Source organism: Acutalibacter sp. (assembly GCF_056800975.1).
This window is the reverse complement of record NZ_JBQISV010000030.1, coordinates 1-23,785: the sequence shown is the minus strand read 5'-3', so window position 1 is coordinate 23,785 and position 23,785 is coordinate 1. Positions and strand designations below refer to the sequence as shown.

The 23,785-nt window shown below is 61.1% G+C and carries 22 protein-coding genes; 4 read left to right on the top strand and 18 right to left on the bottom strand.

Annotation, left to right across the window (positions count from 1 at the left end; genetic code table 11):
- Nucleotides 1–579: glutaminase (locus tag ACTO5E_RS05135; protein WP_482302158.1), on the top strand; the 579-nt coding region annotated here is incomplete at its 5' end.
- Nucleotides 580–998: 419 nt separating this feature from the next.
- On the opposite strand, the gene lysS is transcribed toward ACTO5E_RS05135, so the two are convergent.
- From lysS to cdaA, 11 genes are all read right to left on the bottom strand, one after another.
- A complete protein-coding gene (gene lysS / locus ACTO5E_RS05130; RefSeq protein WP_482302157.1) occupies nucleotides 999–2,495 on the bottom strand; it encodes a lysine--tRNA ligase in 1,497 nt (498 codons plus the stop codon).
- Between the two features lie 42 nt (nucleotides 2,496–2,537).
- Nucleotides 2,538–3,023 (bottom strand): transcription elongation factor GreA, encoded by a 486-nt coding sequence (gene greA / locus ACTO5E_RS05125; RefSeq protein WP_482302155.1) that lies wholly within the window; start codon nucleotides 3,021–3,023, stop codon nucleotides 2,538–2,540.
- Between the two features lie 419 nt (nucleotides 3,024–3,442).
- Nucleotides 3,443–4,285, bottom strand: a complete 843-nt coding sequence (locus ACTO5E_RS05120) for a class I SAM-dependent methyltransferase (RefSeq protein ID WP_482302153.1) — start codon at nucleotides 4,283–4,285, stop codon at nucleotides 3,443–3,445.
- A 45-nt stretch (nucleotides 4,286–4,330) separates the two neighbouring features.
- Nucleotides 4,331–5,533 (bottom strand): SPM autocatalytic domain-containing protein, encoded by a 1,203-nt coding sequence (locus ACTO5E_RS05115; protein WP_482302152.1) that lies wholly within the window; start codon nucleotides 5,531–5,533, stop codon nucleotides 4,331–4,333.
- Between the two features lie 340 nt (nucleotides 5,534–5,873).
- Nucleotides 5,874–6,455 carry a lytic transglycosylase domain-containing protein gene (locus ACTO5E_RS05110; protein ID WP_482302151.1) on the bottom strand — a complete coding sequence of 194 codons (582 nt, stop codon included), beginning with the start codon at nucleotides 6,453–6,455 and terminating at the stop codon, nucleotides 5,874–5,876.
- 5 nt (nucleotides 6,456–6,460) lie between these two features.
- Nucleotides 6,461–8,110 carry an L-threonylcarbamoyladenylate synthase gene (locus ACTO5E_RS05105; RefSeq protein WP_482302148.1) on the bottom strand — a complete coding sequence of 550 codons (1,650 nt, stop codon included), beginning with the start codon at nucleotides 8,108–8,110 and terminating at the stop codon, nucleotides 6,461–6,463.
- 129 nt (nucleotides 8,111–8,239) lie between these two features.
- A complete protein-coding gene (gene prfA, locus ACTO5E_RS05100) occupies nucleotides 8,240–9,307 on the bottom strand; it encodes a peptide chain release factor 1 (RefSeq protein WP_482302146.1) in 1,068 nt (355 codons plus the stop codon).
- A 26-nt stretch (nucleotides 9,308–9,333) separates the two neighbouring features.
- Complete coding sequence (locus tag ACTO5E_RS05095) at nucleotides 9,334–9,663, bottom strand: putative quinol monooxygenase (RefSeq protein ID WP_482302144.1); 330 nt, start codon at nucleotides 9,661–9,663, stop codon at nucleotides 9,334–9,336.
- A gap of 22 nt (nucleotides 9,664–9,685) precedes the next feature.
- Nucleotides 9,686–9,874, bottom strand: coding sequence for a DUF951 domain-containing protein (locus ACTO5E_RS05090; RefSeq protein WP_482302142.1), 189 nt, complete (start codon nucleotides 9,872–9,874; stop codon nucleotides 9,686–9,688).
- A 12-nt stretch (nucleotides 9,875–9,886) separates the two neighbouring features.
- Nucleotides 9,887–11,302, bottom strand: a complete 1,416-nt coding sequence (locus ACTO5E_RS05085) for a CdaR family protein (RefSeq protein ID WP_482302140.1) — start codon at nucleotides 11,300–11,302, stop codon at nucleotides 9,887–9,889.
- Between the two features lie 188 nt (nucleotides 11,303–11,490).
- Complete coding sequence (cdaA, locus tag ACTO5E_RS05080) at nucleotides 11,491–12,390, bottom strand: diadenylate cyclase CdaA (RefSeq protein WP_482302138.1); 900 nt, start codon at nucleotides 12,388–12,390, stop codon at nucleotides 11,491–11,493.
- 256 nt (nucleotides 12,391–12,646) lie between these two features.
- On the opposite strand from cdaA, the gene ACTO5E_RS05075 reads away from it, so the two are divergent.
- Together ACTO5E_RS05075 and ACTO5E_RS05070 are read left to right on the top strand one after the other, a co-directional pair.
- On the top strand, nucleotides 12,647–12,874 hold the full coding sequence (locus tag ACTO5E_RS05075; protein ID WP_482302136.1) for a putative Se/S carrier protein: 228 nt from the start codon (nucleotides 12,647–12,649) through the stop codon (nucleotides 12,872–12,874).
- Complete coding sequence (locus tag ACTO5E_RS05070; RefSeq protein ID WP_482302135.1) at nucleotides 12,871–14,025, top strand: aminotransferase class V-fold PLP-dependent enzyme; 1,155 nt, start codon at nucleotides 12,871–12,873, stop codon at nucleotides 14,023–14,025. Before ACTO5E_RS05075 ends, ACTO5E_RS05070 begins: the two co-directional genes overlap by 4 nt.
- 101 nt (nucleotides 14,026–14,126) lie before the next feature.
- Here the strand turns inward: ACTO5E_RS05070 and ACTO5E_RS05065 are convergent, their stop codons facing one another.
- The 7 genes from ACTO5E_RS05065 to ACTO5E_RS05035 all read right to left on the bottom strand — a co-directional run bounded on the left by ACTO5E_RS05065 (nucleotide 14,127) and on the right by ACTO5E_RS05035 (nucleotide 23,206).
- Complete coding sequence (locus tag ACTO5E_RS05065; protein ID WP_482302134.1) at nucleotides 14,127–16,805, bottom strand: S-layer homology domain-containing protein; 2,679 nt, start codon at nucleotides 16,803–16,805, stop codon at nucleotides 14,127–14,129.
- Nucleotides 16,806–17,486: 681 nt separating this feature from the next.
- On the bottom strand, nucleotides 17,487–19,976 hold the full coding sequence (locus ACTO5E_RS05060; protein WP_482302132.1) for an ATP-dependent Clp protease ATP-binding subunit: 2,490 nt from the start codon (nucleotides 19,974–19,976) through the stop codon (nucleotides 17,487–17,489).
- Between the two features lie 4 nt (nucleotides 19,977–19,980).
- Nucleotides 19,981–20,448 carry a GNAT family N-acetyltransferase gene (locus tag ACTO5E_RS05055; protein WP_482302131.1) on the bottom strand — a complete coding sequence of 156 codons (468 nt, stop codon included), beginning with the start codon at nucleotides 20,446–20,448 and terminating at the stop codon, nucleotides 19,981–19,983.
- Nucleotides 20,449–20,471: 23 nt separating this feature from the next.
- Nucleotides 20,472–21,518: an ATP--guanido phosphotransferase gene (locus ACTO5E_RS05050; RefSeq protein WP_482302130.1), complete on the bottom strand. Its 1,047-nt coding sequence runs from the start codon at nucleotides 21,516–21,518 to the stop codon at nucleotides 20,472–20,474.
- Nucleotides 21,511–22,032 (bottom strand): UvrB/UvrC motif-containing protein, encoded by a 522-nt coding sequence (locus ACTO5E_RS05045; protein ID WP_482302128.1) that lies wholly within the window; start codon nucleotides 22,030–22,032, stop codon nucleotides 21,511–21,513. The genes ACTO5E_RS05050 and ACTO5E_RS05045 overlap by 8 nt, the downstream gene beginning before the upstream one ends.
- 20 nt (nucleotides 22,033–22,052) lie before the next feature.
- Entirely contained in the window at nucleotides 22,053–22,748 is a 696-nt protein-coding gene (locus ACTO5E_RS05040) for a hypothetical protein (RefSeq protein WP_482302126.1), read from the bottom strand.
- A gap of 5 nt (nucleotides 22,749–22,753) precedes the next feature.
- On the bottom strand, nucleotides 22,754–23,206 hold the full coding sequence (locus ACTO5E_RS05035; RefSeq protein ID WP_482302124.1) for a CtsR family transcriptional regulator: 453 nt from the start codon (nucleotides 23,204–23,206) through the stop codon (nucleotides 22,754–22,756).
- A gap of 237 nt (nucleotides 23,207–23,443) precedes the next feature.
- On the opposite strand from ACTO5E_RS05035, the gene ACTO5E_RS05030 reads away from it, so the two are divergent.
- The gene (locus ACTO5E_RS05030) at nucleotides 23,444–23,590 is read left to right on the top strand and encodes a hypothetical protein (protein WP_482302122.1); all 147 of its coding nucleotides are present in this window, start codon (nucleotides 23,444–23,446) and stop codon (nucleotides 23,588–23,590) included.
- Nucleotides 23,591–23,785: the final 195 nt, after the last annotated feature.

Here is a 23,785-nt window from a genome sequence, read left to right as displayed (position 1 = left end):
ATGGGGGCCATTGTGATGTGCAGCCTCATCCACGGCGGAAGCTATGAGGAACGCTTTCAGCGGCTGCTGACGCTGACGGGCCAACTGGTGGGGGACCCGGAGGTGAGGATTGACCAGGCGGTCTACCTGTCTGAAAAAAGCCACGGCAGCAAAAACCGGGCTCTGGCTTATCTGCTCAAGTCCCACGGCCTTTTGGACGGCGATGTGGAGGAGGTGCTGGACTGCTATTTCCGGGCCTGCTCCATTCAGGTAGACTGCCGGGGGCTGGCCCATATGGGGGCAGTGCTGGCCAACCGGGGGCGTCTGCCAGACTCCAACCGGCGGGTCTTTCCCGCGCCTCTGGCCCGGTATGTGAACGCCATTCTCACTACCTGCGGCATGTACGACGGCTCGGGCGAGTTTGCCATACGGGTGGGCATCCCTGCGAAAAGCGGCGTGTCGGGAGGTATTATGGCTGTGGCCCCCACCCGCATGGGGATCGGCATTTATTCCCCTGCGCTGGATCGGAAGGGCAACAGTGTGGCAGGAATCCATCTGTTGGAACGACTGAGCAGAGAGCTGTATCTGAGCATTTTTTAGCCCCGGTACTGTTCTGACCTCCAACGGACTGTACGGCAGAAAACATTCCCGGTCCCGGGCTGAGGCCTGGGACTTCCCTTTGTAGACCTCAACGACAGAATCGGTTTTTCTCTTTGTCGACAGCGAAAGTGCAAGGTGTTGCTTCCCCTGAACAGAGCAAAGGCTTCGCCGCCGTCCACCTGCCGGATTGTGGCAGCCCAAAGAATCCCCAGCCCCACCCCCAGCCTGAAAACCGAAAACGCCTCTGCCAGTATAGAAAACGCGTTTGAGAGTCAGACTCCTTCTCAAACAGGCAGCATCGCTGCCCGCCCGAAAGAGGGCTTTCCTCTTCCGGACCGCGTTGACCATAACAGCAGAGGCGTTCTTTTCTGTCAAAATTTGTCCTCCTGCCTCAGAGGCAGCAGAAGGAATCCCTGGGCTCAGTCCAGAGGCTTCATGGTGGGGAACAGAAGCACGTCCCGAATGGACTGGGCTCCGGTGAGCAGCATGACCAGCCGGTCTACTCCCATGCCCATGCCGCCGGTGGGGGGCATGCCATATTCCAGGGCGTTGAGGAAGTCCTCGTCCACATCGCAGGCCTCGTCATCGCCTGCGGCCTTTTGGGCAGCCTGGGCCTCAAAACGCTGGCGCTGGTCAATGGGGTCGTTGAGCTCGCTGAAGGCGTTGGCGTACTCGCCGCCGCAGATGAACAGCTCAAACCGCTGGGTGTACTCCGGGTTCTCCGGGTCCTTCTTGGCCAGGGGAGAGATGTCCACCGGGTGGCCGGTGAGGAAGGTGGGCTGCACCAGCTTGGCCTCGCAGAACTCCTCAAAGAACAGGTTCAGAATCTCTCCCTTTTTGTGACGGGGCTCATAGGCCACATGACGCTGGTCTGCCAGAGCCCGGGCCTCCTCCAAGGTGTTTACCTGGGTAAAGTCCACCCCGGCATACTGCTTCACTGCTTCGACCATGCTCATGCGGGCAAAGGGCTGGTCCAGGTCAATCTCCACTCCATCCTGCTCCACCTTGCCGGTGCCCAGCACCTTGTGGGCCACAAAGCGGATCAGGTTCTCCGTCTGGTCCATCATGCCATAGATGTCCGTATAGGCCTGGTAAAATTCCAGCATGGTAAATTCCGGGTTATGGGTGCGGTCCATACCCTCGTTGCGGAAGTTCCGGCCAATCTCATACACCCGGTCAAAGCCCCCTACAATCAGCCGCTTGAGATGCAGCTCCAGGGCAATGCGCAGGTACATGTCCATGTCCAGCGTGTTGTGATGGGTAATGAAAGGCCGGGCCGCCGCGCCGCCAGCCTGGGGGTGCAGTACGGGGGTCTCCACCTCCAAAAAGCTCTGGCCGTCCAGAAACTCCCGGATGGCGCTGATGATTTTCGAGCGCTTGACGAACACGTCCCGGACCTCCGGGTTCATGATCAGGTCCAGGTAACGCTGGCGGTAGCGGGCGTCGGTGTTGGTCAGGCCGTGGTACTTCTCCGGCAGGGGCTGCAGGGCCTTGGAGAGAATGGTCAGCTCCAAAGCCTTGACAGAGACCTCTCCCCGCTGAGTGCGGAAGACCTCTCCCTTTACCCCCACAATGTCCCCAATGTCCAAAGAGGCCTGCATGGCCCGGTAGGCCTCCTCCCCCATCACATCGATTTTGGCATAAATCTGAATGCGGCCCGAGTTGTCCCGCAGGTCCAGAAAAGCCACCTTGCCCATGCCCCGGCGGCTCATCACCCGCCCGGCCACGGTGACAACGCTGCCCTCCAAAGCCTCAAAGCTGTCCAGAATCTCCTGCGCCTTGTGGTCCGCGTCAAAGCGGGTATGGCGGTAGGGGTCGTTGCCCTCCTGCTGCATTTTAAACAGCCTCTCCCGGCGGACCCGGAGAATTTCGCTCTGCTCCTCCTGGGTCTGGGGAACCTGTTGATCTTCCTTCATAACCTTTTCCTCCCTCATTTTCATTCTGCTGCGTCCCGGGGCTTATCTTGAAATGGTGATGATCGTGTACTGGGCAGTGCCCGCCGGGGTCTCTACTTCCAGAGTCTGGCCTACTGTCGCGCCAATCAAGGCCTGGCCTACTGCCGACTCGTCGGAAATCTTTCCCCCTCTGGGGTCCGCCTCATTGGAGCCCACAATACGGAAGGAGCGCTCGGACTGCTTGCCAGTGGGAGAGACAATGGCCACCTCCACCTTAGAGCCAATGTGCACTGTCTCATTATTCAGGCTGCTCTCGTCAATGACCACTGCGCCCTTGAGCATGACCTCCACGTCGGCAATGCGGGCCTCGACCATAGCCTGGTCGTTTTTGGCCTCGTCATATTCGCTGTTTTCCGAAAGGTCGCCAAAGGACAGGGCGACCTTTATTTTTTCGGCCACCTCCTTGCGGCGCACCGTTTTCAAAAAATCCAGTTCCTTTTCCAGGGCGGCAAGGCCCTCTTTGGTGACAAAATATTGCTTTTCAGCCATGAAATCCACACTTTCCTTTCTCCCGGCCACCCGGGGGTACGGCAGGGGTCAGGCCCCGAGCCAATACCCATTATTATACTTCTCCCCCGCCAAAAAGTCAACCCACCGTGCAGCTGGGGGCGTGTCCTGCCGGGTACTTTATTATGAGACACGAACAGGATGCCTTGTAGAGACAGACCTGCGTGTCCGCCCGTCTCTCCCTGGGTTCCGGTACTTCCGCGAGTTAGCGGATATCCTTCTCCCCTACATGATAATCTGCGCAAGGGACACTCCCCACAGCTAGGCTGGGCCTCCCGCCAGGGCGGCGGTCCCCCACAAATGGAGGAAGGAACCGGAATTCTCCCGTCCCTTCCTCTGCTGTCCGTTTTCCAGCCTCTTGACCACCAGGGAGGAATCCCTGGCTTTTCAGGCCGCGCCTGCTATTTTTCCAGAAGAATGGCAAGGGTGGGGCTCTCTTCGCTGTATTCGCTGCCAGCCACATCGCCAAAACAGCCGCAGGTGCGAAAGCCGCTGGCGGCTGCCTCCTGCTCCAAGGCACTCCTGGAAAAATGGGTGTTCCACAAATAGTAATGGCTGGTTTTACCGCCTGTGATGACCATTGCCTGCTCCAAAATAACATTCCCCGGGTATTTGCAGGCCCGGTGCAGAACTATATGCTTTTCCGGGCTCCAAAAGCCCCCCTCAGGGCAGGCCTCCCAGGTTTGTCTTTCTGAATAGGCCTGAAACCGGGCAAGAGAGAACACATCCAGCAGCAGCCTGCCGCCGGGCTTCAGGTGCCGGTAAATCAGCCCCAACAGCCTGGCCCGGTCCTCAGGCGGCAGCGCGCCGTAGTCACAGTAGATCATGGTGGCCAGCCCAAAGGTTTTGTCCAGAGACAGATTCAGATAGTTCTGAAGCGCATAGTCCACCTGCAGACCCTTCTCTCTGGCGCTGGCCTGGGCATAGCTGATGGACCGGCGGGAAAAGTCCACTCCCGTAACTGCGTACCCTCTGCGGGCATAGCCCTCTGTATAAAGCCCGGGGCCGCAGCCGATGTCCAGGATGGAGGGGTACTTTTCCGGGGGAAGCACCCTGCCGATCCAGTCCAGAGACCTTTCGATGAAGGCATGCTTCCGGCTGGCCCCCTCAAAATCCGGGTCCAGGTGGGCCTTGAGCATTTGCTCAGAAATATGCCCGTCATCCCAAAAGGGGATCTCTGTTTTTGTGTAGAGGGCGGGCTTGTGAAAAAGCGGCGTCAGTTCTGTCAGCAGAGCTTCTTTCATACTGGTTTTCTTCTCCATTTCTTTTGCGCGGCTGACTGAGGATGCTCAGGCCTTGAAGTCCACATGCTGGACTGTACCGGCCTGACCGTTCTCCTTCAGGTAAAGCCCAGTGCGGCGGATGCGGGCCTCCTCGGAGCCGGAGCCGCCAGTGAGGGAGAACTGCGTCCCCTGACTGCCCAGGAAGATGGCGCCCACGCCGGCCTCCTTCAGGGAGAGGAGCTTAGCCTCGTCAGAGCCGCATTTTATCCACACAGACAGCCGGGAGAACACCGGGTCATTCTCGTCAATCCAGCCGTTGCCGTCCTGGTCGTACTGGGCCAGCTCTCCAAAGCCGTCGCCAGTTTTCGCGCCAAACAACTCAGAGCCGTCGTTGATTTTGCCGTCGCCGTTTTTGTCCAACGCCAGAAAACCGCTGCCCTCCCCCAAAGCAGCCATTTCTTCCTCCTGGCCGTCAGCGTCCAGGTCGAAATAAAAGCTCACGTCAGACAGCGAGGCCGCGTCCGTGTCCAGATTGATGACCAGGGGGTCGGTGAAAATCTCCTCCTTACCCACCACCTGATAAGCGGCCTCAAAGCTCCGGGACATTTCCAGGGAGATGCCGAAGGAAATGGTGCGGCCGTCTGCGGTGACAGCTGTGCCCGCAGAGCAGAAGGCTGTGTGCTCCTCCCCCTTCACAAAGCCGGACTCCACCGTCTGGCGGGTCCAGTAGCCGTTGACGGGCTGGGAGGACAGGCCGCCGCCCCCGCTGAGCTCCAGCTGGCCCACCATGGCAGAGGTATGCCGGTAGCTGGCCGAGGCCTGCGCAAAGGCAAAGGCTCCGCCAGTGGGACGGGTCTCTGTAGGGATGTCTTTGGAGAATTTCTTGCCGGTGATGCGCTCCAACAGGGCCATCATCTTCCGCAGCATCTGAATCCGAGGGTCCTTCTCCACCTCTGTCTGAATGTCGCTGAGCCAGTTATGGGAACTGGCCGCAGGGGGCAGGGGCACAGTCTGGCCGGAGCCTTTGGTCTGGGTGCTGCTCCGCTGGGTGGGCGGGGCCTGCTCGGCAGAAGCCTCTCCGCCGGCGGACACAAAGCGGGCCATGCCGCCCTCCGCCTCCACACGCTTGGTGCGCGCCGTGGAGACGGAGACCCGGGTGCTGCCTGCAAACGCCCCCTGGCCACGGTCCAGGTGGATCAAGGTCTGTGTGGCTTCCTCTTGATAGGAACGGGAAGCGCTCATAGAAACGGAGCTTTGTGCAATACGCATAGAAACGGCCTCCTTTTTTTGCATAAAATCAAGGACTGAAATATGGGCTGCGGCTTCTGCTACCGTATCCTATATACTATTACAATCGGCAAAACCTGGCAAAAATGAAGCCGCTGGGCCGATTCCCCACTGGAAATATTTGCAGAACGCCTGCGCCGCTGAGGAAACACCTCCATTGTCATACCTTTTCGCCCCTTGCTTTGCTGTTTGCTTATAAAAAATCCGCCTACCCTAATGGTAAGCGGACAATGTACCTGCTGTTTTCGTTTTTCTCTCGGCCAGGAGCTTTCCCGTCAAAAGTATGACCGCTCTGCTGAGGTGTCACTCTGGCTCTATGCTGTTACCTGTGCTGCTCCTCCCCGTACAGCTGCCGGTACACCCCCCGCAGCTTCTGCACCTTCTCCACATAGGCCGCTGTCTCCGGAAAGGGGATTTCCGCCAGTCTCTTCCCGTCCGGCGAAAGCCCCGCGTCCCCCAGCCAGCGGTCCACATTGCCCATACCCGCATTGTACGCCGCCAGAGCCACCGGCAGACTGCCGTAATGGTCCAGCAGCAGCCGCAGCAGCGCGCACCCGCAGTGGACATTGTCATTGACGTCAAACACGTCCCCACCGCCGTTCTCCGGCGGGTACTCCTCCGCCATCCATTGAAAGGTAGGCTCAGTCAGCTGCATCAGGCCCTTTGCCTGAGCCCGGGAGCTTGCCTGCTGGTCAAAGCCGCTCTCCGCCCGAATCACCGCGTACACCAGCTCCTCCTCCAGGCCAAACTCCTCAGCCTCCCGGCTCACCACCTCGGTGAAATGCCGGGGGTACAGCCAGCGCAGGGCAAAGCCGCTCAGGGCAGGCCCGGCCAGCGCCGCTGTCAGAATCACGGCCGCCAGGATCAGCGCTGCCGCCGTCAGTCTGACCGAAACCTTTTTCAAACGCCTCACCTGCCCTTCCACTGGTCTCCCATCCTTTTCACCTGACACGCCAGGTCTGCTTCCGGCCCGTTTTCTATCTCATAGTCTGCCCGCTCCCGGTAGTATTCATCCTCGGGCTGAGCCCCCAGCCGCTGAAGCGCCTGCGCCTCTGTCAGCCCATCCCGGGCCATGACCCGCCGCAGCCGCTCCTCCTTTGGGGCTGTCACCGCGACAATGCGCCGGCACCACCGGTCCAGCCCGGCCTCAAACAGGGTGGGCGCGTCCCACACCACAAGCTTCCCGGCCTGGCGCAGCCGCGCTGTCTCCTGCCATACTGCCGCCACGATTCGGGGCAGCGTAATGTCTTCCAGTGTCCTTTTGGCCTGTTGACTGGCAAAGGCCCGGCCCGCCAGCCTCCGCCGGTCCAAGGTTCCGCCGGGGGCTACGTCCTCTCCAAAGGCCCGCTGCAGCTCGGCAACGCAGGCCTCGTCATACACCTGGGGCGAGCGGGTGAACCGGTCGCAGTCCAGCACCTCAAAGCCCTGCCGGGCCAGCTCCTGCCCCACAGTAGACTTTCCCGCTCCGCTGGGCCCCACCAGCCCCACAATCATCGGCCCGGGCGCGGCCTCCACCCGAAAGGCCGCGGCCCGCAGCAGCCGGTTGTACACCGCAAGGCCCACCCCCCTGGGACTGGGCCGCTGGGCATACACCCGCCCCGCCCCCTGTTCGTCCAGCCTGAGCAGGGCGCTGAAAAGCTCCCGCGCCTGCCGGGCCCGGTCATACCGGGAGCCGTAGACCACTGCGGGCAGCTCCACCAGCGGCGCGGTCTCCTCAAAGCACAGGGCAAAGGCAGGGCCCTCACCGCTAGCATATGTTTTTTCTCCCTGATTATGTCGCGCCGCCTCCCGCTGATTCACAAAAGCGGCAAATTCTTCCGGCGACCCGTCTACCAGCAGCACCTGGGCCCTGGGCGCGTAGTGCTTATACTTCATTCCCGGCGAAGCGGCCTGAGCCCCAGGGGCCAGCATGGCTGTCACCGCCGGGTCGATCTCCAAGCGGCCCAGCACTGCCCGCAGCTGCTCCACCGTCACCCCGCCGGGCCGCAGAAGCCGGGGACAGTCTCCCGCAAGGCTCACCACAGTGGACTCCACGCCCACCCCGCACGCGCCGCCGTCCAACACTCCGTCCACCCGCCCATTCAGGTCCTTCAGAGTATGGGCAAAGGTGGTGGGGCTGGGCCGGCCGGAGGGATTGGCCGAGGGCGCGGCCAAAGGCACCCCGGCCGCGTCAATCACCGCCCGGGCCAGGGGATGGGAAGGACAGCGCACGGCCACTGTGGCAAGGCCCCCGCTGGTCGCCATGGGTATTTTGTCCGACTTTTCCAGTATGATGCTGAGGGGGCCCGGCCAGAACGCCTCCGCCAGCCGAAGGGCCGCCGGGGGCAGCTCCCTCACCAAAGGGGCCCACTGCTCCGTGCCGGTGATGTGCACAATCAAGGGGTTGTCCGCCGGCCTGCCCTTTGCCGCGAAAATGCGCCGGACCGCTTCCGGGTCCAGCGCGTTGGCTGCAAGGCCGTACACGGTCTCGGTGGGAATGGCCACCAGCCCGCCGGCCCGCAGGATTTCTCCGGCCCGGGCAATCCCCTCCGGGGCGCCGGTCAGCTGTTCCGTTGTCATGGCCTCAGCTCCTTCCTTTTGGTATGCGCTTTGCTCCGGAGAAAAGGGCCTCCCTCTCCAAGTCAAACCGGCTTCACACAGTCCGCGCTGGTCGGCTCCTGCTCCGTTTTTTCCCTGTTGCCCCCCAGGCTAGCTTGCAGAGGCTTCCAGCTTTGCCGCCCGGTCTGCCGCGATCAGGCTGTCCACAATCTCGTCCAGCGACCCGGCCAGCACCTCCTCCAACTTGTACAGCGTCAGCCCGATTCGGTGGTCTGTCACCCGGGACTGGGGGAAATTATACGTTCTGATCCGCTCCGACCGGTCTCCGCTGCCCACCTGGCCCCGGCGCTCCGCCGCCACCTGGGCATCCGCCTTTTCCCGCTCCTGGCTCAGCAGCCGGGCCCGCAGCACCTTCATGGCCTTGTCCTTGTTCTTGTACTGGCTCCGCTCGTCTTGACATTCTACCACCATACCCGTGGGCAGGTGGGTGATGCGAATGGCCGACGAGGTCTTGTTGATATGCTGGCCCCCCGCTCCACTGGAACGGAAGGTGTCGATCTGCAGGTCCTTGGGGTCAATGTCCACCTCCACCTCCTCAGCCTCAGGCAGCACCGCCACCGTGGCCGCCGAGGTGTGGATGCGCCCCTGGGTCTCTGTCTCAGGCACCCGCTGCACCCGGTGGGCTCCGCTCTCAAACTTCAGCTTGGAGTAGGCCCCTGCCCCGTCGATGAGGAAGCTCACCTCTTTAAAGCCGCCCAGCTCTGTCTCATTCAGGCTGACGATCTCTGTGCGCCAGCCCTGACGCTGGGCATAGGCTGTGTACATGCGGTACAGGTCATAGGCAAACAACGCCGCCTCCTCGCCGCCGGTGCCTCCCCTGATCTCCATAATGACGTTTTTTTCGTCATTGGGGTCCTTGGGCAAGAGCAGCAGCTTCAGCTCCTCTGTCACCGCTGGGAGCTGCTGCTCGCTCTCCCGCAGCTGGGCCTGGGCCAGCTGCCGCAGCTCCTGGTCTCCGGACTCCAACAGCTCCTTGGCCTCCTCCAGAGCCCCGGTCAGCTCCTGATATCTGCGGTAGGCGGCAACAACAGGCTCCAACTCCCGGCTCTCCTTCATCAGGGCCGAGAACACCGCCGGGTCCGCTGCGCTTTGGGGGTCGTAGAGCTTCTGCCCGATCTCCTCAAAGCGGTTTTCAAACACCTTTAAATTCTCAAACATAGTCTGCTCCATTCCAGCATAGCCCATTATTCCCGGACAAACGCCGCGTCCTGCTCCGGCAGGCCTGCCGTGTCTGCCACCAGCCGCTCTACCCGCATGTGCAGGTCATACTTCTCCCGCAGGGCGGCAATCACCTCCATCATGGGGGACTGGTGGTGGGTGTCAATCGCTGCCTGGTCCTGCCAGCTGTCCACCAGCAGCACAGTCTCCGGGTCCTCCAAAGAGGAATAATAGGCATACCCCAGGTTGCCCGCCTCGGCCCGGATTTTCTCCACAGTGCCGCTCTCGGTCATTTCCTGGGCAAAGCGCAGGGCGCTGCCCTGTGCGCCGGTATAGTAAATGTGTACGGTAATCATGATTGCCTCTCTCCCGGCCGGCTCAGTCCGGCTCTTCCCGCTGTATTTTTTTGATATTCTTCTCGCATTTCAGCCGGGGCAGCATGACCTCGTGGCCGCAGCCCAGGCATCTTATTCTGAAATCCATTCCCACCCGCAGCACCAAAAACTCCTTGCTGCCGCAGGGGTGGGGCTTTTTCATCAGCAGCCGGTCTCCCACCTGTACATCCATAGCGCTGCCTCCCTATGCTGCGGGCGGGGCCGCTGCCAACGCCGCCTCGCTCCCCATCTGAGAGGAAACGCTCTGGGTGCGCACATCCTGAATGGCCAGGGTGACGGTGTAAGTGCCCAGCACCCAGCAGGCCTCGCCAGCGCTGCCGCTGATTGCCACCGTCGCCGGGGCCTCCATCATGCCTGCCCGCACCTCCATGTTGCTCATGTCCACCTGCACAGTCACCGAGTCGCCGGTAAGCTTTGACACCTGAGCCTCGGGCCCGGCCAGAACCACCTCCAGGCTCCGGCTGCTGAGCTGGGCTTCCAGGCTGCCGGTGGGGGCGTTGAGCAGCTGCACATTGCTCTCCGGCACAGTGACCGTGTTCGTGCGGTAGCCGTTCAGGTTGACTGTGACCGTGGCCTGGCTCAGGGTGTTGGCCCCGGGATTGGTGATGTCCTTGGTTCCCGCAGGCACCGGAATCTCCATGGTGTAGCTGGCGGAACGCTGGTCCAGGTCCAGCTCCGCAAAGTCAATGATGGTGTCCAGGCGAATCTCCGTCACTGTCCCCAAGGTCTCCGCCGAGCCGGTTAGCTCAATGGCCTCCGGGCTAATGGTGATGCGGGAGCTGGAAAAGCTGGACGGGGCATGGGCCGTGGTCACCTGCAGGGGCACGGTCTTTTTCGGGGTGACAGGCACCGTGACCTGCACCTCCTCCACGTCTGTGGTCAGATACAGGCTTTCCAGGTCGGCCAGCTCCTGGCTGTCCTGGTCGAACAGGCGCAGGGGGCAGTGCCACTCCCCAAACTCCCGCAGGGGGTCTGCCGCATTATAGCTGACTGCCGCCCGGACCGCCTTGTTCACCGCCGACTCCGGTCCGCTGACCTTCACCTGCTCTACCGACAGCACCGGCGTGCCAGGGTAAAAGCCCGTAGCCGCCGTATAGGTCAGGTCCGGCTCAATTTTCAGGGCGGTCTCTTTGAAGCGGTCATATTCCAGGGTGATCTCCTCCGGGCTGACAGAGACAATGTCATAGTCGGAGACCGCGTTGCGCTTGACACATTTCACCTGGGCGCTGAGCTTTTGGGTGGTGTTCCCTGTCAGCTTGGTCGAGGTGGGGTTCAGGGTGACAGACACCTCAAAGTCCTCCGCAGTCAGGGCCCGGGTGATGGAACTGCTGCCGGAAACCTCAATGTCCACTGTGTCATAGGACGCGTTGAACACCCGCAGTCCCTCCTCCTCTGCCCGGGCAGAGAGGCTGATGTTCACCGGCACGTTCTGAACCACATAAGAGCCGTTTCTGTCGCTGCCCGCGGCCATGACAAACCAGCCCACCACAGCTGTAATCAGCGAACAGACAAACACAAAGGTGTTATGGTAAACCAGTTCCCGCAGCCGGAACCGGCCCTTTGTGTTCCGCTGTTTTCCCTCGTCTTTTTTTGAATTCACAATCCTGCCTCCTGTCTCTCAAAGCTGGCCATGATGTGTAAGAAACCTGTATGAGCGGTCCTTTTCCTGCCGCTCGTTATGAAATTCACTTGTCATACAACCCGTATTCCTGCGCAAATTTGCCTGAACCGGCGCGAAAAGTCCTCGCTTTCCCAACATTTCCGGCGATGCATACAGGTCCCAAAAGGCTATTTTCCCTCCTGCTTGTCCCTGCCCAGACCCAGCCGGCCCAACAGTCCGCCCCGGCTGCTGCCCTCAGGCTCGCCAATCAGCTCCCTCTCCAGGGTCTCGGCCAGGGTCAGGCGGTTGTAGTTGCGGGTAAGCCTGCCCCCCAGGGCAATGGAGATCTGCCCGGTCTCCTCAGAGACCACCACCACCACCGCGTCAGAGTTCTCGCTCATGCCGATTGCCGCCCGGTGGCGGGTGCCCAGCTCGGCGCTGACCGCGTCGCTGGCTGTCAGGGGCAGAATACACCCTGCCGCGCAAATGCGCCCGTCCCGAACCACCATGCCGCCATCGTGGAGGGGCGCTTTATTGAAGAAAATATTGGCAATCAGCTGGCCGGAGGGGCCGGCGTCCACCAGGGTGCCGGTGTCAATAATCTCTCCCAGGCGGGTCTGCCTCTCAAAAACGATCAGCGCACCCATGCGCAGCTGCTGAAGAATGGCGGCGGCCTCCACCACACCGGCAATGGCCTGGCGGGCCGCGGCCGCGTCGGCATCCTTATTGGTGCGGCCCACCGCGCTGGTTAAAGACTGCACGGCCTTGCTGCGGCTTACCTGCTCCAAGGCCTTGCGAATCTCCGGCTGGAACAGAATGACCACAATCACAAAGCCCGACTGAAGGAAGGACCGGAGGATGCCGTACACCATCATCAGCTCTCCATAATTGGAGATGAGGAACAGCGCCACCAGCAGAATAATGCCCTTTACCAGCTGCCCGGCCCGGGTGTCCCGCACCAGCTTGATCAGCCCGTAAAGCAGTATGGTGACGATCGCCACGTCCAGTGCGTCCTTCAAGGTGAACTGCCGGGCCAGGTTCAAAATGGTTTGTCCCTGCCGGGCGATATATTCCATCACAGCGTCCACAGCGGTCATCCTTTCCTGTATGTAATCCGGGTTTGATTGCTTCCGTCGTGCTTTTGGGAGCGGCGTCCCAAAAGCTCCCACTATATTCTACCACAAGCCGGCGGCAAATAAAAGCCCTTTTTATGAATCTTTCCATTTGCGCGGCCTCTTACAAAAGGCGAAAGCCCTCGTCGGCCCGCTTGTCACCCTTTCCCCCTCTCCCTCATATCCTATAGCAAGCGGAGCCTTCCGCGATTTCTTTCAAAGAGGTGATTTGATGGGCAAGCCTGTTATTTTGGTCAGCTCTGTCACATATGCCATGAAGGCCCGGGACGTCCTCTTTCGCCGGGGCATTAAGGCCATCGTCCACCGCATTCCCCCCACCGCTGCCACTGGCTGCGGCTACGGCGTCTATGTGCCTCAGGGCACAGAAGAGGCAGAGGCCATCCTCCGGGAGAACTCCATCCGCATTCTGGGCCGCGCGGAATGGGAGGCGTCTCCATGATCTATCTGGACAACAGCGCCACCACCTACCCCAAGCCCCCTGCCGTCCGCCAGGCCATGGCCCGGGCAATGGCCGAGCTGGGGGCCAACCCCGGCCGGGGCGGCTTTGCCATGAGCATGCGCGCCGGCCAGGCCCTGTTTGACTGCCGCCAGGCCGCTGCCAAGCTTTTTGACGCGCCCGGCCCGGAATGCGTCAGCTTTCAGCCCAGCTGCACCCAAGCCCTCAACCTGGTGATGAAGGGCTGCCTCCACCCCGGCGACCATGTGGTGGTCTCTGACCTGGAGCACAACGCGGTGATGCGCCCCCTCACCACCCTGGCCCAACGAGGGGTCACCTTTACTGCAGCCGCTGTTACCCCAGGGGACAGCGACGCTACAGTCAACGCCTTTCGGGGGGCCATGAACAGCAAGACAAAGCTGCTGGTGTGCACCCAGGCATCCAATGTGTTTGGCCTGCGGGTGCCGGTAGAGCGCCTTGCCGCCCTCTGCCACCAGTATGGGGCAAAAATCTGCGTGGACGCCGCCCAGTCTGCCGGCACGGTGCCGATCAGCGTGCAGGAGAGCGGCATTGACTATCTGTGCTGCGCAGGCCACAAGGGTCTTTTCGGCCCCATGGGCACTGGCCTGCTGGTTCTCCGCGACCCATCGGACAAGTTGGCCTCTCTGGTGGAGGGGGGCACAGGCACCCAGTCCCGCAGCCTGCTTCAGCCTGAGGAGCCCCCTGAACGGTATGAGCCCGGCACCCAGAACGTTCCGGGCATTGCCGGACTGCGGGCAGGTATTGAGTTTGTTCTGCGCCAGACCCCGGAAAAGCTCTACCGGGAGGAAATGGCTCTGGTAGGCTATCTGTACGCCAAGCTTTCCAAAATCAAGGGGGTACAGCTGTATACCCCGCCGCCCAAGCCCCCCTGGTTCATGCCGGTGCTGTCCTTCAATGTAGAGGGCATGCCCAGCGAGGAGGTGGGGAATCTGCTGGCCAAGCGGGACATTGCGGTGCGCTGCGGCCTGCACTGCGCCCCCCAAGCCCACAACAAAATGGGAACCAGCGAGAGCGGCACCGTGCGGGTCTCCCCCTCTGTCTTCACCCGCCGGCAAGAGCTGGACGTTCTGGTGCAGAACGTGGCAGCCATCGCCCGGGGACAGCACCGGTAGCGGGGGTGAAAGCCCGGTCCGGCATCCCAAGCAAAAGCGGCCCTCCCTGTCTCAGCTGAGACGGAGAGGGCCGCTTTCTCATTCGCACATTGACAGAACAGTTACCGCTGGTCCAGATGCTTACAGCAGGACGGATACAGGAAGCCGTAGGTATTCTTCCGGTAGTTGGCCGCTCCGTTCACCGCGTCGGTATAGTTGCCGAAGAAGAATATCTTGCACTCAGCCAGCCGGCGGTAGAGCAGGCCCGGCACACAGATGCCGCCCGCCCGGTGCCACTGAATGAACTCATTGGCCAGAGAGGTGGAGTCCGCATAGGTCAGGTCCCGGGTGAAATTACCGCTGAGCTTTACATACCCAGAGGGAAGCCAGCCGCTGCTGCCGCTATAGTTGACCTTGTACCAAACCTCCTGCTTGGTAGTGCTGCGGTTCACCTGTACGCCCACCACCTGCACCGCCGCGCCCTTGGGCACCTGAACCACTGTGGAGCTGGTAGAGCTGGCCGCAGAGTACATTTTAGCGGCCACCACATTCAGTGTACCCGTGTAGGGCTTGGAGGAAGATGCGTCCGTGGGAGGGGCCACCATGTTCAAAATAATATTGGGCGTATCGTACCGGCTCAGGCTCAGAGCTCCGGTGCCGCAGTTGTAAACAAAGCTCACCAGCGCGTCATACTGGGCCTGGCTCATTTTAATGTCGTTCTCCTTGCGGAAGTTTTCCACCGCCTTGGAGTAGCTTCCGTTATTCACCGTCTCGGTGAGCATGGCGTAAGCCTCGGTTTTGGTCAGGTTGTTGTAGAAAGCGCTGTTCTTGGCCACCACATAGCCATGGCCTACCGTGGGGTTGCCCGCAACCACCCTGTCGTCCTCAATCTCCTGCACATAACCCTCAAACACCGCCAGCATGTCCAGCATCCTTCCGCTGACCCGGCGGGTCTCATTGGTGGCGGTGGTGGTGTCCCCCGCCTGGGTGACCAGCACCGTGAAGGTGCAGGCCTCGTTGGAGTAAACCCCGTTGGAGCTGGAATAGGCTTTCAGCGTATACAGCCCCGCTGCCCCGAACTGCACGGTCCGGCGGAACACCCGGACCGTGTTGGCGGGCAGGTCATAGGAGGACTTCACACTCTCCTCCTCATAGGCGCTGGAGGAGAAGCTGCCCCCAGCAGGGCCGCTGACAATATCAAACCGCACCTCGTCCCTGGTGTTGTCCGTTACAGCGACCAGGTCAAAGTTCTGCTTCAGGGGTACCGTGTTGCCGTCCGCATAGGCAAAGCGCACTGGCTGGGGCTGGGTGACCGTGACCGTGCAGGTGGCCTTCACCTTGCCGGTGCCGTCGGCATAGCTCAACACCGCTGTGCCGGGAGAGCCCGCGTACACAATGGCGCTCTGGGACTTGGTGCTGTAGTCAATAGTATACCCCACCTTGGCGACGCTCTCGTTGGAGCTGCTCCAACGCATACTGCTGATGTTGGAGTCCGCAGTAGCGTCCAGCCGGGCGCTCATATATTGATGCAGCGTCATGGAAGACGCGGAAAGGTCGCCGTTCTGTGAGGGTCCATCCCCTCCGGTATAGGGCAGCAAATAGTCTGACAGAGAGTAGCCGCTCAGCCCGCCGGAGGTCTTCACCCCCAGCCAGGGGTATTTGGACACGTCTGTCACGGTCAGCAGGGTGCCATTGGTTACGGCCGTCACCACCGGGTTGCTGGTGCCAGGCCCCTTGCGGATGTTCAGCCCAGTCTCAGCGTTCACCTTCACGGTGCCGCCCACCTTGAAGCCTCCCACATTGTCCTCAGGCCCAGGGGTAGGGTCGGGGACAGGGGTGGGGTCGGGCTCGTTCACCGGGTCAGCTGCCTCGGCAATGTCCAGAAAGGCCCAGTGGGTCTTGGGCACGTCCACAAACTCCTGAACGTCCCGGTCAGCGGCAAAGCCCTCTCCCCGGCGGCCCAGAGCCACATTCATAATCGTGACCACCTCCGCCCGGCTGATGGTTGCCCCGGGCCGGAAGGTGCCGTCCGCAAAGCCCGCGGTCCAGCCCCTTGCCTGGCTGACGGCCACTGCCTTATAGGCCCAGTGATTTTCCGGCACGTCTGTAAAATCGGCTGTCAGATCCTCCTCCGGCGGCTCGAAGAAGCTGGCCAGAATCACCACAAATTCCGCCCGGCTGATGGTTTTTTTCGGCCCGAAGCTGCCGTCAGGCAGGCCGCTCACCGCCCCCAGGCTGTGAATCGCCGCCACTCCCGGGCCATACCAGTCGCTGGCCTTCACGTCCGCAAACTTATATTCCAGCTCTGTGGGCTTTTCCTTCAGCAGTGCGTACAGCATCACGCACACCTCGGCCCGGGTCATCTTGTTGCTGGGGCCAAAGCGCTTGCCGGTGAAGCCCGTAAGGTATGCCTCATGGGTGCCGGTTTTCAGGGCGCCCACAGCAGCCTTGAAGGTCTGGGGGGGCATTTCCTCCTCCGGCGTCTTTCCCTCTTCCTCCTCATCGGGGCTGGGCTCCGGCTCCTCCGGCTGCTCCTCCTCTGCCGGGGAGGGCTGAGGCTCCGGCTCTTCCTCGGGGACTGGCTCTGGCGAGGGCTCCGGCGTGACCGTATCCTCTGGCTGGGCCGGCTCCTCTGGACTGGGGGTAGGCTCTGCCTGTTCCAGGTCCTCTCCCTCCTGGGTCAGCTCCTGACCAGGCGCCGCGTCTTCTGCGGCCTGTGCCAGGGGTGCGGCCGGAACCAGCAGAATGGCCACTGCCAGCACCAGCGGCAAAAGAGTAAAAATAATTCTATGTTGTCGCATAATGTTCTATGTACCTCCATCCAAGAAAAAACTGCTATGATGGCTTTATTATAACGTAAAAGTTACAAAATTGCAACTTTTTCTGAAAAATTCATGATATTACCAGGGTGGAGCCCAGTAATTCACCCACATAAAGGGTCATGTCTGTCATCACTGTGCTACATACAGAGCCACTCTTGACCAGCATTTCTGACCTTTCACCAGCAGAGGACCGGCCTGGCAGCATATGCGTTCAGGCCGGTCCTCGATTGTTCTGGCTTTGGTTGACTGCAAACCTTAAGAGCTTTGGGGAGGGGGGCTGATATTTCAGCGGTATATCAGGGGCGCTCTCCTCCGAATTCACCACCCGCAAACCGGACGCTCGCCCCCTTGCTCCGCAAGGGGTAGAAGCTTTGCTTCGCAAACCTTCCGCAGCCGCCACGGGCGCGCGTCTGCGCTCGCTGGGCCCTTTCGCTCTGTTTTTACCGGCAGCGAACAGGCCGCTGGTCTCCCTGCGGTCGACCTCGCTGGGTTCGACTTGCCTTCGGCAAGTCGGCGGCGCAGCCCTACCCCGTTCTGAACTGAGATTTGGAGATGAAGCACTACCTCGTGCCGTTGCTATCTGCGCCGCCGTTTTAAGGTCAAGACCTTGGGGACTCTGTCCCCAAACCTCTGCAACCTTTGAAAAGGTTGACGAAACTTTTAGTTCGCGCTCGTTTGCTCTGCTTCGCTTTGGCTTTCTGCCCGCGTTTCGGCCTCCTCTGTGAAGGTGAACTCTCCCTCATGATATCCGCAGCGGTACTTTTTCCCCGGCTTCAGCTCTCCCTCCAACAGCTTCTCCGACGCCAGGTCCTCAATCCTGCTCTGAATCACCCGCCGCAGGGGCCTCGCCCCATACGCCGCGTCATACCCCAGCTCTGCCACAGCCCCCACAGCCTCCGGCGTAAACGCAACCTCAACGCCCATCTCCTGCAGCCGTCCCTGCAGGGCTTCCAGCATCTTCCCGGCAATTTTCCCCGTGTCCTCCCGGCTCAGCTTGTGGAATACAATGATGTCATCCACCCGGTTCAAAAACTCCGGCTTAAACAGATTTTTCAGCTCCCCCAGCACGGTCTCCTTGATTTTCTCAAAGTCCCGCTCCTCCTGACCGCCGCTCTCGGCAAAGCCCAGCGAGGCCTTTTTCTCGGTGATGCGCCGGGCCCCCACATTGGAGGTCATGATGATTACCGTGTTCTTAAAGTCCACCGTCTTCCCCTGAGAGTCCGTCACCCGGCCGTCCTCCAGAATCTGCAACAGGATGTTGAACACATCCGGGTGGGCCTTCTCAATCTCGTCGAACAGCACCACCGAGTAGGGCTTGCGCCGCACCGCCTCGGTAAGCTGTCCCCCCTCGTCAAAGCCTACATAGCCAGGGGGCGACCCCACCAACCGGGACACCGTGTGCTTTTCCAGATATTCCGACATATCCAGCCGCACCATGGCCTTCTCGTCTCCAAACATGGCCTCGGCCAGGGCCTTGCACAGCTCAGTCTTGCCCACGCCTGTGGGGCCCAGGAAGATAAACGACCCTGTGGGGCGGTTCTTGTCCTTCAGCCCCACCCGGCCCCGGCGGATGGCCTTGGCAATGGCGGACACCGCCTCCTGCTGGCCCACTACCCGCTGGTGAAGGATTTCTTCCAGCCGCAGCAGCCGCTGACTCTCCTCCTCGGTGAGCTGGGACACCGGCACCCCTGTCCACATGGACACAATGTCCGCAATGTCCTCTTGGGTGACCACGCTGCTGCTGCGCTCGTTTTTAGCCGCCCACTCGTCCCTGGCCTGCTCCAACTGCTCCTGCAGCTCCTTCTGCTTATCCCGCAGCGCCGCCGCCCGCTCAAACTCCTGGGCGTTCACCGCCGCAGTCTTGTCCCCTTCCAGGTCCTTGATCTGCTTCTCCAACTCCTGCAGGCTGTCCGGGGCGGTAAAGGTCCGCAGCCGCACCCGGGATGCGGCCTCGTCCACCAGGTCGATGGCCTTATCCGGCAGATATCGGTCTGAAATATACCGGGCCGACAGCTTCACCGCCGCGTCGATGGACTCATCGGTGATCTTCACCTTATGATGGGCCTCATACCGGTCCTTCAGCCCCCGGAGGATTTCCATGGCCTCCTCCTGACTGGGCTCGCCCACTGTGACAGGCTGGAACCGCCGCTCAAGAGCCGCGTCCTTCTCAATATGCTTGCGGTACTCGTTGATGGTGGTGGCTCCGATGACCTGAAAGTCCCCTCTGGCCAGAGCGGGCTTGAGAATATTGGCCGCGTCTGTGGACCCCTCTGCCGACCCGGCCCCGATGATGGTGTGCAGCTCGTCAATAAACAGAATCACGCTGCCGTCGTTCTTCACCTCCTCCATGGCGTTTTTGATGCGCTCCTCAAAGTCCCCCCGGTACTTGGTGCCCGCCACCATGCCGGTCAGGTCCAGCGAGACAATGCGCTTGCCCTTCAGGGTCTCCGGCACGTCGCCCGCGTGGATTTTCAACGCCAGGCCCTCGGCCACAGCGGTTTTGCCCACCCCGGGCTCACCGATGAGCACCGGGTTGTTCTTGGTCCGGCGGGAGAGAATCTGGATCACCCGCTGGATCTCCTCTGTGCGGCCAATCACCGGGTCAATCTTCCCCTGAGCCGCCAGCTGGGTCAGGTCCCTGCCAAACTGTTCCAGCGCCTTGCCGGACTTGGCCCCGGCCTCTCCCTGGCCCTGGCCTATGGCCGCCGCGCCGCTGACCACCGAGGACAGCTCCCGCACCACCCGGTCCGGGTCCACCCCCAATATTTTCAGAAAGCGCATGGCATAGCAGCTCTCGTCCTGCATCATGGCGATGAGGATGTGCTCGGTGCCTGCAAAGGCGTTGTTCATCCGGGCCCCGGCCATGGCGGCAATCTGCAAAATCTGCTTGGTCCGGGGGGTAAAGCTCTCCGGGGTAAGGGAAGTGGGCTCTTTGCCCGCGCCGATGCGCTCCCGCAGCAGACGCTCATAATCCCCGGCAGTGACCCCCAGCTTGCTGAGCACTGTATAGGCCACGCCCTCGCCGCCCTTGAGCAGCCCCAGCATCAGGTGCTCGCTGCCAATGTAGTCGTGCCCCAGCTCCTGGGCAGCGTCCACAGCCAGGTTCAAGGCCTTGTTTGCCATGTCGGTAAAGCCGTTGAATTTGAACATAATATCACTCCTTATAATCGCCTTGTCTGAAGCATTTGTCTGTTATTTCTATCTGGTCGGTAAGACAGATATGCATGGGCGTCCCCCGCCGCTCCCGGGTAGAGAGCTGAAAGCCCAGTCCCTCATAAAACGCCGCCTGCCCCTGCCAGGCTTTCACATCTACCTGAATGCCATACCCGGGCCGCAGCTGGTCCCGCAGAAAGCCCAGCAGGCTTTCCACCAGCCGTTCCTCCATGCCCTGTCCCCGGTACTCCGGCAGCACAATCACATCCGTGATCAACGCCGTGGCCCCGCCGTCCCAAAGCAACCGGGCCATTCCCACTGCCTGCTCTCCGTGGTAGGCGGCGGCGGTCCTCGCGCTCCCCGCCAGCCCCGCGCTGAGCTGTTCCTGGTGAATCTGCCGGAACCCGATGCCCTTTCGCAGGGCGTTCATCTCACTGGCCGAAATCCTATCCCGGTATTCTATATCCATATCCTTTCCTCCCGACGCCGGCTCTATTCCATTGTCAGGGGCTTCAACGCCTCCCGCAGGAGCTCTGCCCGCAGCTGGTCCCGCTCTGTCCCGTCCAGCTCCTTTCCGGCCCGGGCCATCAGGGTGGCGGGCTGAATGCCCACGCTCAGGCCGTCCAGCACGCCTGTCTCCACCCCTGTCAGCAGGCCCTGAGCAGTCCCCAGCCGCACCAGGGAGAGCAGCTCAGTGGCCTCGCTGGCGTTGATCAGCCGGGCTGACTTCAAAAGCCCTGCCGCCCGGCTGAGCTTATCCTGCCAGCGGGGGTCCCCGCAAAGCTCCTCCCGCAGCCGCTTCTCCTCGCCGGCCAGCTGCCCGGCAATGGCGGAGAGGTTCTCGATAGCCTGGCTCTCGCTGAGTCCCAGGGTAATTTGGTTAGAGAGCTGGTACAGCTCCCCCACCGCCTTGCTGCCCTCGCCAAAGGCTCCCCGCAGAGTCAGCCCCAGCTTGGCCAGATTGGCCGCCACCCGGGCCATGCTCCCTGACTCGGTAAGAGCGGGCAGGTGCAGCATCAGCGAGGCCCGCATACCAGTGCCCAGATTGGTAGGGCACTGGGTCAGATAGCCGAACTCCTGGTCATAGGCAAAGTCCAGGGCCTCCCCCAGCAGGGTGTCCACCCGGTCTGCGGTCTCGGCGGCTTCCTTCAACGCCAGCCCCTCCCGCAGCACCTGAATGCGCACATGGTCCTCCTCGTTGATCATGACGGACACGCTCTCGTCCTCATTCACCAGCACCGCCCGACCCTGCCGCTGAGAGATGAATTCCGGGCTGACAATGTGACGCTCTGCCAAAGACGCCGCTGCCTGGGCCGGCAGCTCCTCTAAAGGCAGAAAGCGCAGCTGCAGCACACTGTTATAATTTTCCAGAGCCGCCCGTACCTGCTCCACCACCTGCTCCTTTTGCTGCAGGCTGGCCCGGCCGCGGAACACCTGCCGCCGCAGGTTCCGGGCCAGGCGCACCCGGGTGCTCACTGTCACATCGCCGCCGGGGCCGGTCTTCTCATACCATTTCCGCTGCTCTGTCTGCTCAGCCATGCTTCTCCATCTCCTTTATCTCGTCCCGCAGCACTGCGGCCTGCTCAAAATTCTGGGCCTCAACAGCCTCCTTCAGCTGCCGGCGTTTCTCCTCCACCGGCGAGAGCTCCCTTTGCCTGGGGGACGCCGCCAGCTGCGTGTGCCGGTCGGCCACCCGCAGGGCCGAGCCCCCCGGCGACTTGCCCCGGTGCCGGGCCGCTCCGTGAACGCGCTGAATCACCGGCAGCAGCTGAGCCCGGAAGGTCTGATAGCACTGGGCGCAGCCCAGCTGCCCGGACTGGGAGATCTCCCCAAAGCTGGCCCCGCAGCCGGGACAGCGTTTTACCTGCTGGGCCGGAGCCTCCCCCAGCAGCCCGCCCAGCAAGCTGCCAAAGCCTCCCCAGTCCCCTAAAATGCCGCCATAGCCCTGCTTCTGGGCGCAGTGGGCGCACAGATGGACCTCTGTCAGCTGGCCGTTGACCAGCTGCTTGATATGTGTGGTAGCGGGCCGCTGCCCGCAGTTCTGACACAGCATATAAAACACCTCCTGAATTATCATTCCATATTTGGGACAACATCCGCCTGCCCGGCTTGTTCCGCCGCGTTTTGCAGCGCCGCCTCATAGTCGTCATAGGCAAAGCCCTGGTTCCAAATGTCATCCTCCCGCATGGACAGGTAGAACATAAAGAAATGCTCCTCGCCCTTTATGGTAAAGGACCCGTAAAAGTACAGCAGCGGGCTCTCACAGCCGGTTTCCTCCTGAAAGCTCTGGTACAGGCTGTCAAAGCGCGTCTTGGCCCAGGCAAGGGTCCCGGCCGCCTTCTGCCGCTGGTCCGGGCTGTCCAAGGGGCCGAACCGGGGCTCAAAATGCCTGTCATAGTAATTATAGCTTCGATAGTCCCAGTCAAACCCCAGTCCGGCCAATTTTTCTTCCCAATCGCTGTAAAAATTTTGTGCTGCCAGCCATTCCTCCAAATAATGCTCCATCACCTGGAACTCCCCTCTGGCCGCAGGAGCCGTCCATGCGGGAAACTCTGTACCGTCGCCTGCGGCGACCCAATGCCGGGAGCCCTCCATCTGGCCCGTACACTGAAAGTCCATGGCCGGAAATCTCTCCTCCAACCGGCCCAGCAGCGCCCTGTCCTGGTCCTCATGAAAGCCCCGGAACACCCAACCGCCGCCCCGGCACCCGGCCAGGCTCAACGCCAGCAGCAGCGCCGCCCCAAAAACCGCTCCACTTCGTCCGCCCATGGGAGCTAGGTGCGGGTGGCCAGCAGCATGTTTTTCACCAGCATGGCCCGCACGGTGTCCCGCAGTTCCTTGGGCACAGCCATCAGGGTCTTTTCTGAGGAGGCCGCAAGAATCAGCTCCGCCGACCGGCGGTCCAGTACGCCGCTCTGCACCATGTTCTGCACCATGGCCCGGGCCGTGGCCCCGTCCAGGGCGTCCCCCACCCCATTGACCATGTGCATAATCATGTCCGCGGTAGAGAGGCTCAGCCGGGTGATGCGGATATACCCCCCGCCCCCCCGGCGGCTCTCTACCAGATAGCCCTGCTCCGGGGTAAAGCGGGAGGTGAGCACATAGTTAATCTGACTGGGCACGCAGCCCAGAAACCCCGCCAGCTCATTGCGCTGTATCTCCGCAATGCCCCCCGCCTGATTCAATAGCTCCAGAATGTAGTTGGCCACGCTGTCGCTGATGCGCATGGCTTCTCGCCTCCATTTGTCTTTGACTTTCTTTGACTTTAGTTTACCCGTTCTGACCTAGCTTGTCAAGGTCAAGCAAAGTCAAAATCAGGCGAGTTTGCCCTGATATTCTTCTTCATACTCTGATTTTCTCTCTTTTCCTTCTGAAATCTCAATTTGCAAAAAAGGCGCTGCGGGCTGTAACACTTTCCCTGCCATGGAATAGTATGGAATGTAAACGAAAGGAGGCGTTCCAAAATGTGTAACAACAGTTGCTCTTGGATCATCATCATTGTTCTGCTCCTGCTGTGCTGCGGTGGCTGCGGCAGCACCTTCGGCGGCTGCAACAACGGCTGTGGCAACGGCTGCGGCAACGACTGTGGCTGCAACAACGGCTGCTGCTAAACAGCGCCGGGCCCTGACCTGAAGCACGAAAAGAGGACGCCGTCCCAGTGACGGCGTCCTCTTCGTTTATGCTTTTACATTCCTTAGAACTTGTACCAAGAGAACATTTGTCAAGGGGGATTTCACCCAAAAGATGAAATCCCCCCATAAGCTGGAAATTATATTTTTATAATCCTGATATGACAATATAGATAT